We start from the raw sequence: 15,096 nt of genomic DNA, 5'->3' as shown, positions 1-15,096 counted from the left end.
CGAAGCATCTGGTTGATGACGCTCATGGCACCCCCGCGACGGCGCGCCACGCCAAGGCCGCACCGACGAGTGCCAGACCGGAGGCGGCGATCCACGCGGCACCGCGCCGACGGGACGTGGGACGCACCTCGGCGCCGTCGGTGTCACGCACGGCGAGTGCCACCTCGGCCTCCGACACCTCCCGCAGGCCGCGACCGTAGGCGAGCAGCAAAGCCTTGTGCGCGAGGACGTTGACGAGGCGCGGCACGCCGCCGCTGGCACGATGGAGGCGACGCAGGGCGCGCGGTGCGAACAGCGGCCGGCCGTTGTAGCCCGCCACCGCCAATCGATGGTTCAGGTAGAGCGAGACGCCCTCGGCATCCAAGGGCTGGAGGCGGTAGCCGAAGCCGATGCGCTGCCGAAGCTGCCGGAGTTGCGGCCGCGCCAGCCGCTCGTCGAGTTCGGGTTGGCCGAACAGGACCACGTGGAGCAGTTTTCGGGTCTCGGTTTCGAGGTTGGACAGGAGCCGCAGAGCCTCGAGGCTTTCGTCCGAAAGCGCCTGCGCCTCGTCGATCACGACGGCCACTCGCTTGCCGCTCGAGGCCAGCTCGATCAGGCGCTCCTGCAGCTTCTTGACGAGGGTGTGCTGGCGTGGCGTCGGGCCGAGCGCCACGCGCAGCTCGTCGGCGATCGCCCGCCGCAGCGCATCCGGGTCGAGGTAGGGGTTCGGCACCCACGCGGTCACCCATTGCTCGTCGAGGCCATTGAGCAGCAGCCGGCACAAGAGCGTCTTGCCGGTGCCCACCTCGCCGGTGACCTTGATGAACCCTTCGCCGGCATCGAGCGCGATGCGCAGGACCTGCAGGGCTTCGACGTGCGCGTCGTTGCGGAAGAAGAAGCCGGTATCCGGCGTCAGCGAGAACGGCGCCTGGCGGAGGCCGAAGTGGTCTTCGTACATCGCCGCGGCCAGGCCACCGGTCAAGGGGTTTCCGACTGCAGTGCACGCGTCTCGTCGAGGCGCGGCTGCGCGGCCTGGTTCCAGGTCCCGGCGCCTTCGACCACGGTCGGACGGAGCAGGATCACGAGCTCGGTCTTCCGGCCGGAATTTCGCGTCTGGCGGAACAGGTTCCCCACCACGGGGATCGCCCCGAGGAAGGGCGTTCGCGCGTTCTGCTTCGTGGCGCTGTCCTGCATCAGGCCGCCGATCACGATCAGCTGGCCGTTGCTGGCCCGGACGATGGAATCACTTTGGCGCACCGCGCTGACGGCGAGCGGCAAGCGGTAGTCGCGATCGCCGACGACGATGAGCTTGGTCTGGTCCTGCACCTCCGAGATCGTGGGCTGCACGTGCAGGAGCACCTCGCCGTCCTCGGAGATCTGCGGCGTGACGTCGAGCGAGATGCCGGAGAAGAACGGCGTCAGCTCCAGGGACGGATCGGTCTGCTGGGTCTGGTTGCCGACGCTCTGGTTCTGCGCCCCGGTAACGCCCGTCACGAAGAACTCGTCGCTGCCGACCTTGATGACGGCCTTCTGGTTGTTGGTGGCCGAAACCCGGGGGCTGGACATCACGCGCACGTCGCCCTGCTGCTTCAACAGCTCGACGAAGGCACTGAAGTCGCCGCGCTGCCAGCCGATGCTGAAGACCCCGCCGAAGGCGGACGTGGCCGTGCCGTCCGGCAGCGAGGGATTGTTGGGATTGAGGCTGCCGGTGTTGCCGCCGATCTCGGAACGACCGTCGGGGCCGAAGACGGCGCCGCCACCGGTCTGGCCGATGAGGCCCGCCCCACTATCGACGACCTGCGCCCAATTGATGCCGGCCTGGAACTGGTCGTTGAGCGTCACCTCGATGATGCGCGCCTCGAGGATGACCTGGCGCGTCACCGCGCCCTGCACCGCATCGAGGTAGCGCTGCACGTCACGCATTTCCGAGGGCAGCGCGCGCACGACGACGGTGCTCGACTGTGGGCTGACGATGACCGAACGGCCTGGGCCGTCGCCGACGATGGCGAGCAGGGCGCGATCCAGCTCCGCCCAGTAGTCGGATTCGCTGCGCGTGCGGACACGGCTGGTGAAGGCCTCGCTGCGGCTGTTGCCGCCCCCGGAGGCACCGGACTCGCCATCATCGCCACCGCTGGAAGCGGCGTTGCCCTGCCCCGTCCCGCCACCGTTGCCGCTGCTGGTCAGGTCCCCGGCGTTCACCCGCGTGCGCGACTCGCCAATGCGCTGCAGATGCAGATAGTCGACCTCGAACACACGCGACTGCAGTCGGGCGGGCAGAACGATGTAGCCGTTGCCGCGGGCCTCGTACTCGTAGCCGTACACCTCGCGGACCACCTCGAGCACCTCCGGCACCGTGACGCTCTTCAGGCTGAGGCTGATGTTCCCGGCCACGTCGGGGTGCACGACCATGTTGATGGCGGTGTCCTGCACGAGGCTCATGAAGAAGGCGCGCGCCGGGACTTCGTCGACATCGACGTTGAAGCGCGGCGCAGCGGCCGGCCTCGGTGGCGGTGCGACCAGCGCGCGGGTCACGGCAGGAGGCGGCATCGCGGCCTGCCCGGGCGTGGCGGGCGGCGGCGTCTGGGCGGCCAGCGGCGCGACCAGGAGCAGGGCCAGCGGGATCGGCAGGATTCGGAGCATCAGCGGTTCACCGGTCGGGTGGATTTCGGGAAGGAGAGGCGCAGTTCGGTGCTGCCCGTCGGACCGCGCAGCCGCGCCCAGCCGGGCCCGACGGCCTCCAGGCGGGCGTCACCCACCGGATCGCCGACGCGGTAGCGCTGCCCATTGATGATGGCGCTGCGCTGGCTTGGGGAGACCAGTGTGGACTGCAGGACGAGCGCCGCCGCGGGCGTGGCCTCGCCGGCGGCCGCGAGGGGCGCGATGGCCGGCCGGGTCGGGTCGGGCACCGGCGCCGCGGCGCCGAGCAGTCCGCCAAGGGCGGCGAGCAGCAGCAGGGAACGACGTGGCTCAGACACCGATCCAACCCTCCTCGAGGCCCATGGTTTCGACGGTCAAGGCGATCGTGAGGGTGGGCCAATGCTCGGCATTGATCTCGATCTCCTGCAGGCGCACGCGGAAGGGCAAGGCTTCGACCGACCGCACGTACGCGAGGGCCGACGCGAAATCGCCGTCGAAGCGCAGCACGACGCGGTGCCGGTAAAGCGCCGGGAGGCCCTCGACGGAGGGCGCCGGTCCCGCGTCCGCCGCCACCTCGGCCGGCGTCGGCGCCGGCGACGCCGCCGGTGCAGGCGCGGGCGACCAGCGCAGGACCTCGGGGGGCAGCGCGCGGACGCCGAGCACCTTCAGGCCGGCATGGCGGCCAAGGAGTTCACGCAATACCCCGGGCATCCGCCCGGGCGGAATCACCGCAGCCTCGTTGGCGCGGAGCCGGGCATCGAGCTCGCCGGTTTCCTGCCGCAACTGCTCCAGGGCCAGCCGCCGCGCCGCTTCCGGATCGCGTGCGAGCTCCTCCTTGACGCGAGCGAGGGCGGTACGGGCGCCGTCGACCTGCGGTGCCAGCGCCTCGATCTGTGCCGTGTTCGACGCCGCCGCCTTGCTGGCCGGCTCGATCCACAAGACATAGATGCCGAGGACGAGAAGCACGCCGGCCGTGACGCTAAGAAGCGTCCGCTCGCGGGGCTGCATCGCGTCGAAACGCGCCTCGAGGGCGGCATAGCGGCTCATGGCAGCCTCTCCGCGTTCCGCTCCGCCTCGCAGCCGGCGGCCAGCGCCACGCAGTGGGTGGCCATCTCGAACCGCAGCGGCTCCCCGGGCGTCTCCGGCCGCTCGATGGCGAAATGCCTGAACTCGCGATCCCGGAGGCCTTCTTCGGACGACAGCGCCTGCAGGAACGCCGGCACCGCGTCGGGGTCGAGCGTGCGACCGCCGAGGCCGATCTCGCCCCCCGCCTCGGCCACGTCGATACGCGTCAACCACAGCGGCGCCGGGCGCTGGCGGCCGAGACCCTCGAGCACGGCGCTGAACGGCACGACCTCGTCGCCCGCCCCGGCCAATTGTTCCATCAACCAGCGGCGCCCCTCGACGCCGAACTGGGCCTCGACGAGGGCCACGGTCAACGCCGGGTCAGGCCGGCGCGCGGCGAGCTGTTCCGAAGCGACGGCCATCTCCGCCTGCAGCGCCGCCTGCTCGGTCGTGAGCGCGGCAAGGCGTCCGGCCGACCCGGACGCTTCCCACTGCGCGAACGCGCCCCAGCCGAGCATCGCGAGCACCGCGATGCCGACGAGGGCCAGGTTCCGCGGCAGCTCGTGGCTGGACTCGCGAGGACGCAGATCGTCGCGATAGAGATCGATGCGCTGGAGGCTCATTCGCGACCTGCCCCCGCCACGCAGGCGGCCAAGGCCGCGACGCGAACGCGCGACGATTCCGGAAGGTCCATCAGCTCCGGCCACGCCGACTCGGGCGCGACCTCCTGGACCTCGAGTCCGAGATTGCTGCGGATCGACGCCGCGAGGCCGTCCATTCCATCGAGGCCGGCCAGGAGCAGCAGGCGGCGAGGCGGCGGACGCTGGTGGGTCCGATCGAAATAATCGAGGGTGCGCTGCAGCTCGAGCGCGATGCGCTCGAACAGGCGTTCGATGCGCCCTGGCTCCGGCTCGCGCAGCACGCGCTGGTCGTCGCCGTCGAACTCGAAGCGGCGGGCGACGAACAGCGTGCTCTCGCGCATGGCGAGCATCGTGCCGCCGCGTGCATCGATGACCAGGGCGGCCTGGCTGTCCTCGCCCGGGGACAGCGTCCGCACGGCGTCGGCCCAAGCCAGGTCGCTGATGCCGATCTTCGAGAGCTGCAGGCCCGAGGCCTCGATCTGGGCGATGCGCGGCCGCAGCTCATCCTTCCTCGCGACGGCGAGGTACAGCGTGGGCGGCCGGCCACGGCTGTCGAGGCCGGGCACCTCGAACGCGTCCATCACCGCCTCGTCGATCGGGAAGCCGATCAGGTCGCGGACCTTCCAGCGCAGTGCCTGCACCCACTCCGATGGCGGCACGGACGGCTTGTCGACCTGTTGCAAGCTGTAGGCCCCGGGCTCGAGCACCCACTCGCAGGCCATGCCGGCGGCACCGGCTTCACGCACGAGGGATTGCAGGGTGGCGCCCGCGTCGGCACCGGCCGCACGCTCGTAGGCGCGCACTGGACCGTCCGACGGGCGGACGACGAGCGCGAGGCGATCCATCGACAGGGACAGGGCCACGTGCCCCGAGGGGCGACGACGCTTTGAAAGTAGACCCCATCCGATCCTTGCCATGGATGACCGCGCTGCCCCTGCGCGCAACGCGCGCACCGCCTAACGAATTGCGCGCAGCCTTTCATAGAGGGCCCAAACGGTCAATGGAACCGTGCACCGCGTCACTGCTTTTCACCTCGATCTCAGGTGAAAAGCGCCCACGCCGCCGCAAGCAGGGCGAACAGCCCGACCGCTGCCGTCAGCGGTATCGATGCCAGTGACGCCATCGAGGCATACCGCGCCATGCGCCGCTGGCGCGGCGTCAGCACGCCGTGGTTCGCACCGGCAGCCGAGATCACCGCCAACGCCGACGCCCACGACAGGGCGAAGCCGACCAGCGCCGCGCCGCTCACGAGCAACCAGGCCCACCAGGGCACCACGCCGGACACCTGCGTCCACCACTCGGCCATCGGCTCAACGCTCGGGAAGCGGGATGACATCGGCCTCACCGGCCACGTGGCCGAACCGCTGGCCGGCCCAATCCGCCTTCGCGCGCTCGATGCGCTCCCGCGTGATGGCGACGAAGTTCCACCACAGGAACCGTGGCCCGACCGACGTGCCCCCCAGCAGCATGGCCCTCACCGGAGTCGTGGCGGACAGCGTGAACGGCTCCCGGTCCTGCAGCACGTGGAGCTGGCGGGCGACCAGGGTCTCGTCGCCGATCCGCAAGCCGGCGTCGAGGGGATAGACCGCCCGCTCCTCATGGGCGGCGTCGACAGCGAGTTTCGCCCCGGCCTCGAACCGCAGGCTGGCGTAGAGGGTCTCGACGGCGGTGCGCACCGGCGAACGCTCGCCGAAGGCCTGGCCGGCGACGATCGCGACATCGACCCCGCCCCGATGGAAGCTGGGGACATCCGCGGCGGGCACGTGCTGGAAGGACGGTGGCGACTCGGCGTCGACCTCCGGCATCGCGAGCCACGTCTGCAGGCCTTCGATCCGATGTCCCGAGGCGCGCTCCTCCTCGGGGGTGCGCTCCGAATGCACGATGCCGCGACCGGCGGTCATCCAGTTGACGTCGCCCGGGCGGATCACCTGCGCCGAGCCCACGCTGTCCCGATGCATCAGCGCGCCCTCCCACAGCCATGTCAGCGTGCACAGGCCGATGTGGGGGTGCGGCCGGACATCGATGCCCGACCCCGCCGGGAATACGTGCGGACCCATGTGGTCGAGGAAAACGAAGGGCCCGACGGCCCGCTGCTTCGCGTCGGGCAGGAGACGACGGACGACGAAACCGCCGCCGAGGTCATGCTCGCGCCCGGCGATGGCGAGGACGCGCGACATCGATCAGGGCGTGGCCGTGACGGCGGCGGCCTGCGCTTCGATGCGGGCCGCCAGTTCGAGGAGCTGCAGGCGCTGCTGCGCGAAATCGGCGGCGACCAGGACCTGCGTCTCGGCGATCTCCGCCTTGAGTGTCGAGAGCAGGGCGGGGTCCAAGCCGAGGCTGGCGGCATCGACGGCATCGAACTGCATCGCGGCCTCGCGCAGGCGGTCGCCGGCCACGCCGAAGTTGCGCTGGTCGAGATCGTTCAGCGCTTGGTAGATGGCCAGACGGGCCTTGCTCATCGCATGGCGGCTCTCGGCGGCGATGGTGGCCTGCTGGGCGTCGACGAGGCGCGCCGCGTTCGCGGCCATCTCGGCATCCTTGGCGGCGACAACGGCGGCGTTCGCCTCGGCCTGCGCCGACAGCGCGCTGCTGCGCTGCCAAAGGCCGATGCCATACGCGATGACGAGGCCGGCGCAGAAACCGACGATGCCGGTGACGACGGGTTGGCGGAACAGCGGCGCGGCGCTCGTGGACTCGGTCATGACGGCGGCTCCTGGGCGGGATGCCGAGGATACCGCAGCGTCGTTCGCCGCCACGCACACCCGCCGGCGATCAGTCCTTGCCGGCCACGAGGCCGAACAGGTCATGCTCGTCTGCGCCCATGATGCGGACGTCGACGAACTGGCCCGGCTTCAGCCGATGGGCGGCGCCGTCCTGGATCTGCACCGTGCCGTCGATTTCGGGCGCATCGCCTTTCGAGCGCCCAATCGCGAGATCGCCGTCGATGGCGTCGATGAGCACCTGCTGCACCGTGCCGACCTTGCGCTCCAGCTTCTCGGCGCTGATCTGCGCCTGCAGCTCCATGAAGCGCGCGAGGCGCTCCTGCTTGACCTCCTCCGGCACGGCATCCGGCAGCTCATTGGCCTTGGCGCCGGTCACCGGCGAGTACGGGAAGGCGCCGACGCGGTCGAGTTCCGCGGCGTCGATGAAATCCAGCAGCTGTTCGAAGTCGTCGTCCGTTTCGCCCGGGAAGCCGACGATGAACGTGCTGCGGATCGTCAGCTCCGGGCAGATCTCGCGCCAGCGCAGGATGCGCTCGAGCTGCTTCTCGGCCGCGGCCGGACGCTTCATCAGCTTGAGGATGCGTGGGCTGGCGTGCTGCAGCGGCACGTCGAGGTAGGGAAGGATCTTGCCTTCGGCCATCAGCGGGATCACGTCATCGACGTGCGGGTAAGGGTAGACGTAATGCAGGCGCGTCCACAGCCCGAGCTCGCCCAGGCCCCGGGCGAGGTCGGTCATGCGCGTCTGGTACTCGCGGTCACGCCAGGTCTTCGCGGCGTACTTCACATCGACGCCGTAGGCACTGGTGTCCTGCGAGATCACCAGCAGCTCCCTGACGCCCCCCATCGCGAGCTTCTCGGCCTCGCGCAGCACCTCGTCCACCGGCCGCGACACGAGGTCGCCGCGCATCGAGGGGATGATGCAGAAGCTGCAGCGGTGGTTGCAGCCTTCGGAAATCTTCAGGTACGCGTAGTGCTTGGGCGTGAGCTTCAGGCCGACGCCCTCGATCAACCCGTCGTCCTTCTTGCGCTTGCGCGGCGCCGGCAGCAGATCGGTGAACGGGTCGTGCTTCGGCGGCAGCGCGGCGTGCACCGCGCTCATCACGCTGGTGTAGTCCTGCGGGCCGCTGATCGACAGCACGCCGGGGTGTGCGGCGCGGATCTCCTCCGGGCGCTTGCCGAGGCAGCCGGTGACGATGACCTTGCCGTTCTCGGCGATGGCCTCGCCGATGGCGTCCAGCGACTCGTTGACCGCCGACTCGATGAAGCCGCAGGTATTGACCACGACGACGTCGGCCTTGTCGTAGCTGCCGACGATGTCGTAGCCCTCGACCTTCAACTGCGTGAGGATGCGTTCGGAGTCGACGAGGGCCTTCGGGCAGCCGAGGCTGACGAAACCGACCTTGGGGTTCTTGGCGGACATGGCGGGGCGCCGGCGTGGTGGCCGGTTGCGCGGGCTGGGAACGGGCGCCGAGTATACCGGCCACCCTGCTCCGACCCTGAGGACGCGTTCAGATGGGCCATCCGGTTTCCCTTTTGACCCCTTCCGGACGCATCGGCGCCTGGCGCGCCGATCCACCGATCCCGCCCCACGGCGCCCTCGTGGTGGTGCAGGAGATCTTCGGGGTCAACGCGCACATCCGTGCGGTGGTCGAGCGCTTTGCGGCGCATGGCTGGGTGGCCATCGCGCCGGCCCTGTTCGACCTGGTCGAGCCACACGTCGAACTCGCCTACGACGAGGCGGGGGTGGCGCGGGGCCGCGAACTGGCCGCGCTGGTCGGCTTCGACCGCGCGGTGGCGTGCATCGGGGCGGCGGCCCGCGAGGTTGAAAGTGCGTCCGAGAGCGGCAAGGTCGGCGTGGTGGGCTTCTGTTGGGGCGGAACGGCGGCCTTCCTCGCCAATTGCCGACTGGGCCTCCCCGCCGTCGACTACTACGGCGGCCGCAGCGTGCCCTACCTCGGGCTGGAACACCCGCAGGCGCCGCTGCTCTGCCATTTCGGCGAGCGCGACCCGCTGATCCCGCCGGAGCACGTGGCCCTGCACCGTGAGCACCTGCCCCACGCCCACATCGAGGTCTGGCCGGCCGGCCACGGCTTCAACTGCGAGCAGCGGGCCGACTACCATGAGCCGTCGGCCCAGGCCGCCCTGCAGCGAACCCTCGCCTTCTTCACCCGCACGCTGCGATGAGCTTCGTCCTCGATCCCCGCCTCGAATCCGATTCGGTGTTCATCGCCGACGGCCCCCTGTCGCAGCTCCGGCTGATGGACGACGCCCGCTTCCCGTGGCTGGTGCTGGTGCCGCGCATGCCCGGCGCGACGGAGTGGATCGACCTCGACGGCGCCTCGCAACGCCTGCTGCTGGCCGAGATCAACCAGGCCGGCACGCTGCTCCGCCAGCACTTCGCGCCGATCGACAAGCTCAACATCGGCGCGCTCGGCAACATCGTGCGCCAGCTGCACGTGCACGTCGTCGGTCGTCGCGAAGGCGATGCCGCGTGGCCCGGCCCGGTGTGGGGCGCCGGAACGCGGCGATCCTACGGTGGCGATGCGCCCGATCTGGCCTCGCGGCTCGCGGCGGGACTGGCCGATTTGCCGGGCAGCGGGCTGCCCCACCCCACCTGAACGTGCGGCCGAGGACGTCCGATCAGGTCTTCGGCAGCGTCACGCCGGTCTGGCCCTGGTACTTGCCCCCCCGATCGCGGTAGCTCGTGGCACAGACTTCGTCCGACTGGAAGAACAGCATCTGCGCCACGCCCTCGCCGGCGTAGATCTTGGCCGGCAGCGGCGTCGTGTTGCTGAACTCGAGGGTCACGTGGCCCTCCCACTCCGGCTCCAGCGGCGTGACGTTCACGATGATGCCGCAGCGCGCGTAGGTGCTCTTGCCGAGACAGACCACCAGGACGTCACGCGGAATGCGGAAGTACTCGACCGTGCGGGCGAGCGCGAAGCTGTTCGGCGGAATGATGCAGACGTCCGACTCGACATCGACGAAGCTCGACGGGTCGAAGGCCTTCGGATCGACGATCGTCGAATTGATGTTGGTGAAGATCTTGAACTCGCGGGCGCAGCGCACGTCGTAGCCGTAGCTCGATGTGCCGTAGCTGACGATGCGGTGGCCGTCGGCGCCGTGCTTGACCTGCCCGGGCTCGAAGGGCTCGATCATGCCCTGCGGCTTCTCGGACATCCGGCGGATCCACTTGTCGCTCTTGATGCTCATGCGCGGCCTGAAGGTTCTCAAAGACGGAAAGTCTAGCGTGAAGCCCCGGGCGCGACGCCCTCTCCTGAGGCTTCCCGCGGCTTGCGGAAGTGCCCCGTCTGCCACCACAGGCCGGCGACATCCTCCTCGCGGGCGCCGCGCCCGATATTGTGGATGACCGTCCACGCCCCGCTCGCCCCGCGCCGGTCGGACACGACGCCGATATGCGGCCGACCATCGGGCAAGCGCCAGCTCAGCACGTCGCCCGGCCGCACGGGCTCGCCGGCCGCAACAACCCAACGGTGTCGACGGAAATAGGTCTCGAGGTTCGGCACGCGGCGGTGGTCGATGTTTCGGTCCGGCGCTGCAAGGCCCCAGCCCTGTGGATAGCGCGCGAAGTTCGCACGCATGTCCTCGTGCACCGCACGCTGGAGGTCGACGCCCACGGAACGCAGCGCGCGGATCACCACGTCGGTGCAGACACCGCGCTCGACGGGCACATCCCCGCCGGGATACGCAAGGCGCGCGTATGACGCGTCGTAAGCCACGGTCACCCCGATCTGGCTTCTCGCCGCGTCCACCAGCGCCGAGGCCTGCGCCCAACCCGGAACGATCGTCAGCCACCCGCCGAGGAGTAGGGTGCCGAGCAGCCCTTTCGCCACCATATCAAGTGTCCTGAATGACGATGCTGGGGAACCCGATCTGCTTGTTCTTCGCCTGCAAGGACAGCCGCGCCGCCGCCTGCCGGGCGATCAGGCGGTAGGCCGCGGCGATGGCTCCCGCCGGTTCGGCCACCACGGTCGGCGCGCCGCCGTCGGCCTGCTCGCGGATGCGGATGTCGAGCGGCAGCGACCCGAGCAGCGGCACGCCGTAGCGATCGGCCATCGCCCGGCCGCCACCGGACCCGAAGATGGGCTCGACATGGCCGCACTTCGAACAGCAGTGCATGGCCATGTTCTCGACGATGCCGAGCACCGGCACTTCGACCTTCTCGAACATCCTGAGGGCCTTCTTCGCATCGAGGAGGGCGATGTCCTGCGGCGTGGTGACGATGATCGCACCCGACACGGGGATGCGCTGCGAGAGCGTCAGCTGGATGTCCCCCGTGCCGGGTGGCAGGTCGATGACGAGGTAGTCGAGGTCCTCCCACGCCGTCCCGGTCAACAGCTGCTGGAGATACTGCGTGGTCATCGGACCACGCCAGATCGCCGGCTGGTCCTCGTCGAGGAAGAAGCCGATCGACATCGCCTGGAGGCCATGCGCCCGCTTGGGCAGGATCCGCTGGCCATCCGGACTTTCCGGCTTGCCCGACAGGCCGAGCATCATCGGGATGGAGGGTCCGTGGATGTCGGCGTCGAGCACACCAACCCGTGCCCCTTCGGCCGCCAGGCCGAGCGCCAGGTTCACCGCCGTCGTCGACTTGCCCACGCCTCCCTTTCCCGAGGCCACGGCGAGGATGTTCTTCACGCCGGGCAGCGGGGTGAGGTCCTTCTGGACCTTGTGGGCCAGCACGCGGCTGCCCACTTCCACCTGGGCCGAAACCACCCCGGGGACCGCCCGCAGCGCGGCCTCCGCGCGGGCCGCCAGCTCGTCGTGCCAAGACGCGGCGGCATACGGCAACTGCAGGACCGCCATCACGCGGCCGGCATCCTCACCGATCGAGCGGATCACCGAGGGCGGAAGGGGTTGCCCGGTATGCGGATCGGCGATGGCGGCCAAGGCCGCGGCAAGGAGATCGTTGGGAATCACAGAATGCCGCCTCGATGGAATCGGCCGGCATCTTGCCATCCGTCGTCGCGGGTGAATGAAGGATTTGCGTACGCAGCCGTTTGTTTCATTTGCATTAATCGCGAGCCGGTGTTAATAAATCGCTCAGGCATCTGAACAGATGCCGAATTCCCAATCGGAGACTCCTCGAATGACCACGACGCGTCACAAGAGCCTCGCGCGACTCCCGCTCGCGCTGGCTGTCATGACCAGCCTGTACGGCCCGTACCTGCTCGCCCAGCAGCAGCAACAGTCCGAAGACACCAACGAAGAAGCGACGCAGGACGGCGAGCAGCCCCGTCAGCTCGAGAAAGTCACCGTCACCGGCTCGCTGATCAGCCGCCTCGGTTTCGACAGCGTGTCGCCGGTCCAGATCATCACCGCGGACACCAGCGCCAACCTCGGCCAGCTCGACACCGCGTCGATCCTGCAGACGACCAACGTCGCCTCCGGCTCGACCCAGATCAACAACCAGTTCAATGGCTTCGTCATCGAAGGCGGCAACGGCGTCTCCACGCTGTCGCTCCGCGGCCTCGGCGCCAACCGCACGCTCGTCCTCCTTGACGGCCGTCGTCCGGGCCCCGCCGGCACCCGCGGCCAGGTCGGCGCGTTCGACCTGAACGTCATTCCGTCGGCGATCCTCCAGCGCGTCGAGCTGCTGAAGGACGGCGGCGGCTCGGTCTACGGCTCCGACGCCGTCGCCGGCGTGGCCAACCTGATCACCCGCAAGACGGTGGATCGCCCGACCCTGACGGTCGACACCAACCTGCCGATGGAAGACGGCGGCTCGCGCTTCAACATCAGCGGCGCGACCGGCTGGAACTTCGACAACGGCAGCGTCGTCGCCGCCTTCCAGTACTCGGAACAGCAGCCGCTGCAGCTCGGCGACCGCGACTTCTTCCGCTGCACCAACGACCTCGTGCGCGATGCCAGCGGCAACATCATTCCGTACGAGGACCGCTCGATCACCCGCGGCACGGCGCTCGAGGGCTGCCTCAACTTCGGCATCTTCAACGCCGTCGACGACCTGAGCCTCCCGGCCACGAACCGCCGCTACGTGCAGTCGCCGACCGGCGCCACCGGCGGCCCGATCCCGGGCTACGTGCTGGGCCGCGTCGTTCCCGCCAACCCGGCGGCCGGCACCCCGGCGTTCCGCGAACAGCAGTTCGCCGCGCCGTTCCTGCTGGAAGGCCACATCGTCGGCGCGTCCAACCGCACCAGCCTGTTCTCGTCGGCCGACTTCACCTTCGGCGACATCAACTGGACCGGCCAGCTGCTGTACACCGGCCGCGAGTCGTCCTCGCGCGGCTTCCGCCAGTTCTTCCCGATCATCGACGGCCGCGCCGCCGGCTTCCGCGGCAACGTGCGTCCGCTCATCCCGTACCGCCTGGATTCGGACGTCGACGTCGACTACTGGTACCTCGCCTCGGGCTTCAGCGGCGGCTTCGGCCCGGACAGCAGCTGGGGCTGGCGCGTCGACACCACCTATTCGCGCTCGAACGGCGACTACACGACGGACGGCATCGACCGTGACCTCACGGGCGATCTGGGCTCCACCCCGGACCGTAACGGCGGCCCGCCGCCGATCAACTACCTGACGCCGGAAATGCTCAACGGCACGGGCATCGACGCCCTGCGCGACGCCGTCGGCGTCCGCTACACGGGCAACACGGTGTACACGCAGATGGTCGCCAACGCGACGATCAACGGCGATCTGTTCGAAACCCCGGCCGGCATGGCCGCCGCGGCCTTCGGCACCGAGTTCCGCCGCATCTCGATCAACGACACGCCGGCCGAAATCGAGCGCACCGGTGGCCTCTGGGGCTTCAGCTCCGCGACGGGCACGGCGGGCAAGGACTACATCTCCGAGATCTTCGGCGAAGTGGAAGTCCCGGTCCTCGCGGGTCTGCCGCTGGTCGAGCAGCTGACCTTCAACGGCTCCGCGCGCATGTTCAAGTACGACTCCGTCGAGGACTCGGACTACGTGTGGAAGGTCGGCATGGGCTGGCAGATCATCCCGTCGATCCGCGTGCGCGCCACCAACGGCACCTCGTACCGCGCCCCGGGCCTGTACGAGCTGTTCCTCGGTGACCAGACGGGCTTCCTCGGCCAGATCCAGATCGACCCCTGCGTGCAGTGGGGCGAGTCGATCAACGTGAACGTCCGCGCCAACTGCGCCGCGCAGGGCATCCCGGAGGATTACGACGGCACCGGCTCCTCGGCCACCATCGTCACCGGTGGCGGCATCGGCGTGGTCAGGCCGGAGACCTCGAAGTCGTTCACCACGGGCCTCGTGTTCACGCCGGAGTTCGCGAACATCAGCGCCTCGATCGACTACTTCGAGATCCAGGTCAACGACCAGATCTCGCAGCTCGGCGCCGGCGCGATCCTCGGCGGCTGCTACGGCTCGCCGGTGTTCCCGAACGCCTTCTGCGGCCTGTTCGACCGCAACCCGGGCAACCTGGCGACCGGTGCGTACAACATCACCACGGTCCGCGACTCGTACATCAACATCAACAAGCAGATCACCCGCGGCTACGACCTGAACGTGCGCTGGGACGGCGACTTCACCTTCGGCAAGATCGAGGTGGAAAGCCAGATCACGTACACGACCGAGCAGCTCTTCCTCCTCTTCAGCAGCGAGCAGGAGAGCGGCTTCGAGACGGATGACGTCAATGGCCTCGTCTCCTACCCGCAGCTGGTCGGCAGCATCCGCACCTCGCTGAACCAGGGCGACTGGACCTACACCTGGGGCATGCGTTACGTCGACGAGACCGAGAACTTCACGGTCAACCCGATCGGTGCGTACCGCGGCAACCAGAACGCGGTGTACGACATCGTGGCGGAAGACCGCCTCTACCACAGCCTGTCGGTCCGTTACTCGGCCGACACTTGGGACGCGGTGCTGGGCATCGACAACGTGCTCGACAAGGAGCCGCCGACCATGTCGGCCGGTGCCGGGTCGACGCGTTACGGCAACATCCCGGCGTTCGCGACGCAGTACGACTGGTTCGGTCGCTCGCTGTTCGCCCGCTTCAGCTACCGCTTCTAAGCGGTACGCAAGGTGAGGGAAAACGGCCGGGTTTCCCGGC

The 15,096-nt window shown here is 69.3% G+C and carries 16 protein-coding genes; 3 read left to right on the top strand and 13 right to left on the bottom strand.

The genetic code is table 11. The features are described 5' to 3' along the window. Positions 1 to 22: 22 nt before the first annotated feature. From ACYVAK_RS07870 to rimO, 10 genes are all read right to left on the bottom strand, one after another. Positions 23 to 961 carry an ExeA family protein gene (locus ACYVAK_RS07870; protein ID WP_461059647.1) on the bottom strand — a complete coding sequence of 313 codons (939 nt, stop codon included), beginning with the start codon at positions 959 to 961 and terminating at the stop codon, positions 23 to 25. Then, positions 958 to 2,619 carry a pilus (MSHA type) biogenesis protein MshL gene (gene mshL, locus ACYVAK_RS07865; RefSeq protein ID WP_461059646.1) on the bottom strand — a complete coding sequence of 554 codons (1,662 nt, stop codon included), beginning with the start codon at positions 2,617 to 2,619 and terminating at the stop codon, positions 958 to 960. The genes ACYVAK_RS07870 and mshL overlap by 4 nt, the downstream gene beginning before the upstream one ends. After that, positions 2,619 to 2,954 (bottom strand): hypothetical protein, encoded by a 336-nt coding sequence (locus tag ACYVAK_RS07860; protein WP_461059644.1) that lies wholly within the window; start codon positions 2,952 to 2,954, stop codon positions 2,619 to 2,621. The genes mshL and ACYVAK_RS07860 overlap by 1 nt, the downstream gene beginning before the upstream one ends. Further along, the gene (gspM, locus tag ACYVAK_RS07855) at positions 2,947 to 3,663 is read right to left on the bottom strand and encodes a type II secretion system protein GspM (protein WP_461059642.1); all 717 of its coding nucleotides are present in this window, start codon (positions 3,661 to 3,663) and stop codon (positions 2,947 to 2,949) included. Before gspM ends, ACYVAK_RS07860 begins: the two co-directional genes overlap by 8 nt. Beyond that, the gene (locus ACYVAK_RS07850) at positions 3,660 to 4,304 is read right to left on the bottom strand and encodes a PilN domain-containing protein (RefSeq protein ID WP_461059640.1); all 645 of its coding nucleotides are present in this window, start codon (positions 4,302 to 4,304) and stop codon (positions 3,660 to 3,662) included. Before ACYVAK_RS07850 ends, gspM begins: the two co-directional genes overlap by 4 nt. Further along, complete coding sequence (locus tag ACYVAK_RS07845) at positions 4,301 to 5,185, bottom strand: hypothetical protein (RefSeq protein ID WP_461059638.1); 885 nt, start codon at positions 5,183 to 5,185, stop codon at positions 4,301 to 4,303. The genes ACYVAK_RS07850 and ACYVAK_RS07845 overlap by 4 nt, the downstream gene beginning before the upstream one ends. 176 nt (positions 5,186 to 5,361) lie before the next feature. Then, the gene (locus ACYVAK_RS07840; protein ID WP_461059636.1) at positions 5,362 to 5,628 is read right to left on the bottom strand and encodes a hypothetical protein; all 267 of its coding nucleotides are present in this window, start codon (positions 5,626 to 5,628) and stop codon (positions 5,362 to 5,364) included. 4 nt (positions 5,629 to 5,632) lie between these two features. Beyond that, on the bottom strand, positions 5,633 to 6,499 hold the full coding sequence (locus tag ACYVAK_RS07835; RefSeq protein WP_461059633.1) for a pirin family protein: 867 nt from the start codon (positions 6,497 to 6,499) through the stop codon (positions 5,633 to 5,635). 3 nt (positions 6,500 to 6,502) lie between these two features. Next, positions 6,503 to 7,024, bottom strand: a complete 522-nt coding sequence (locus tag ACYVAK_RS07830; RefSeq protein WP_461059631.1) for a hypothetical protein — start codon at positions 7,022 to 7,024, stop codon at positions 6,503 to 6,505. A gap of 70 nt (positions 7,025 to 7,094) precedes the next feature. Further along, entirely contained in the window at positions 7,095 to 8,465 is a 1,371-nt protein-coding gene (rimO, locus tag ACYVAK_RS07825; RefSeq protein WP_461059629.1) for a 30S ribosomal protein S12 methylthiotransferase RimO, read from the bottom strand. 92 nt (positions 8,466 to 8,557) lie between these two features. On the opposite strand from rimO, the gene ACYVAK_RS07820 reads away from it, so the two are divergent. Then, the gene (locus tag ACYVAK_RS07820) at positions 8,558 to 9,229 is read left to right on the top strand and encodes a dienelactone hydrolase family protein (protein WP_461059627.1); all 672 of its coding nucleotides are present in this window, start codon (positions 8,558 to 8,560) and stop codon (positions 9,227 to 9,229) included. After that, complete coding sequence (locus ACYVAK_RS07815) at positions 9,226 to 9,663, top strand: HIT domain-containing protein (protein WP_461059625.1); 438 nt, start codon at positions 9,226 to 9,228, stop codon at positions 9,661 to 9,663. Before ACYVAK_RS07820 ends, ACYVAK_RS07815 begins: the two co-directional genes overlap by 4 nt. Positions 9,664 to 9,685: 22 nt before the next feature. On the opposite strand, the gene dcd is transcribed toward ACYVAK_RS07815, so the two are convergent. The 3 genes from dcd to apbC are packed head-to-tail and all read right to left on the bottom strand — an operon-like array spanning position 9,686 to position 11,986. Next, positions 9,686 to 10,258 (bottom strand): dCTP deaminase, encoded by a 573-nt coding sequence (dcd, locus tag ACYVAK_RS07810; RefSeq protein ID WP_461059623.1) that lies wholly within the window; start codon positions 10,256 to 10,258, stop codon positions 9,686 to 9,688. A gap of 32 nt (positions 10,259 to 10,290) precedes the next feature. After that, the gene (locus tag ACYVAK_RS07805) at positions 10,291 to 10,902 is read right to left on the bottom strand and encodes a DUF1287 domain-containing protein (protein ID WP_461059621.1); all 612 of its coding nucleotides are present in this window, start codon (positions 10,900 to 10,902) and stop codon (positions 10,291 to 10,293) included. Between the two features lies 1 nt (position 10,903). Further along, the gene (apbC, locus tag ACYVAK_RS07800) at positions 10,904 to 11,986 is read right to left on the bottom strand and encodes an iron-sulfur cluster carrier protein ApbC (RefSeq protein WP_461059619.1); all 1,083 of its coding nucleotides are present in this window, start codon (positions 11,984 to 11,986) and stop codon (positions 10,904 to 10,906) included. Between the two features lie 169 nt (positions 11,987 to 12,155). Here apbC and ACYVAK_RS07795 point away from each other — a divergent pair, with 169 nt between their 5' ends. Then, positions 12,156 to 15,056 carry a TonB-dependent receptor plug domain-containing protein gene (locus tag ACYVAK_RS07795; RefSeq protein ID WP_461059617.1) on the top strand — a complete coding sequence of 967 codons (2,901 nt, stop codon included), beginning with the start codon at positions 12,156 to 12,158 and terminating at the stop codon, positions 15,054 to 15,056. Positions 15,057 to 15,096: the final 40 nt, after the last annotated feature.

The sequence above is a fragment of the Silanimonas algicola genome, assembly GCF_054777375.1.
This window is presented reverse-complemented; position numbering and strand designations above follow the sequence as displayed.

What these genes read in the sequence shown, in the direction of transcription:
- mshL (WP_461059646.1), bottom strand. Translation starts at nt 2,619, where the DNA reads ATGCTCCGAATCCTGCCGATCCCGCTGGCCCTGCTCCTGGTCGCGCCG.
- gspM (WP_461059642.1), bottom strand. Translation starts at nt 3,663, where the DNA reads ATGAGCCGCTATGCCGCCCTCGAGGCGCGTTTCGACGCGATGCAGCCC.
- ACYVAK_RS07850 (WP_461059640.1), bottom strand. Translation starts at nt 4,304, where the DNA reads ATGAGCCTCCAGCGCATCGATCTCTATCGCGACGATCTGCGTCCTCGC.
- ACYVAK_RS07840 (WP_461059636.1), bottom strand. Translation starts at nt 5,628, where the DNA reads ATGGCCGAGTGGTGGACGCAGGTGTCCGGCGTGGTGCCCTGGTGGGCC.
- ACYVAK_RS07835 (WP_461059633.1), bottom strand. Translation starts at nt 6,499, where the DNA reads ATGTCGCGCGTCCTCGCCATCGCCGGGCGCGAGCATGACCTCGGCGGC.
- ACYVAK_RS07830 (WP_461059631.1), bottom strand. Translation starts at nt 7,024, where the DNA reads ATGACCGAGTCCACGAGCGCCGCGCCGCTGTTCCGCCAACCCGTCGTC.
- rimO (WP_461059629.1), bottom strand. Translation starts at nt 8,465, where the DNA reads ATGTCCGCCAAGAACCCCAAGGTCGGTTTCGTCAGCCTCGGCTGCCCG.
- ACYVAK_RS07820 (WP_461059627.1), top strand. Translation starts at nt 8,558, where the DNA reads ATGGGCCATCCGGTTTCCCTTTTGACCCCTTCCGGACGCATCGGCGCC.
- ACYVAK_RS07815 (WP_461059625.1), top strand. Translation starts at nt 9,226, where the DNA reads ATGAGCTTCGTCCTCGATCCCCGCCTCGAATCCGATTCGGTGTTCATC.
- dcd (WP_461059623.1), bottom strand. Translation starts at nt 10,258, where the DNA reads ATGAGCATCAAGAGCGACAAGTGGATCCGCCGGATGTCCGAGAAGCCG.
- ACYVAK_RS07805 (WP_461059621.1), bottom strand. Translation starts at nt 10,902, where the DNA reads ATGGTGGCGAAAGGGCTGCTCGGCACCCTACTCCTCGGCGGGTGGCTG.
- ACYVAK_RS07795 (WP_461059617.1), top strand. Translation starts at nt 12,156, where the DNA reads ATGACCACGACGCGTCACAAGAGCCTCGCGCGACTCCCGCTCGCGCTG.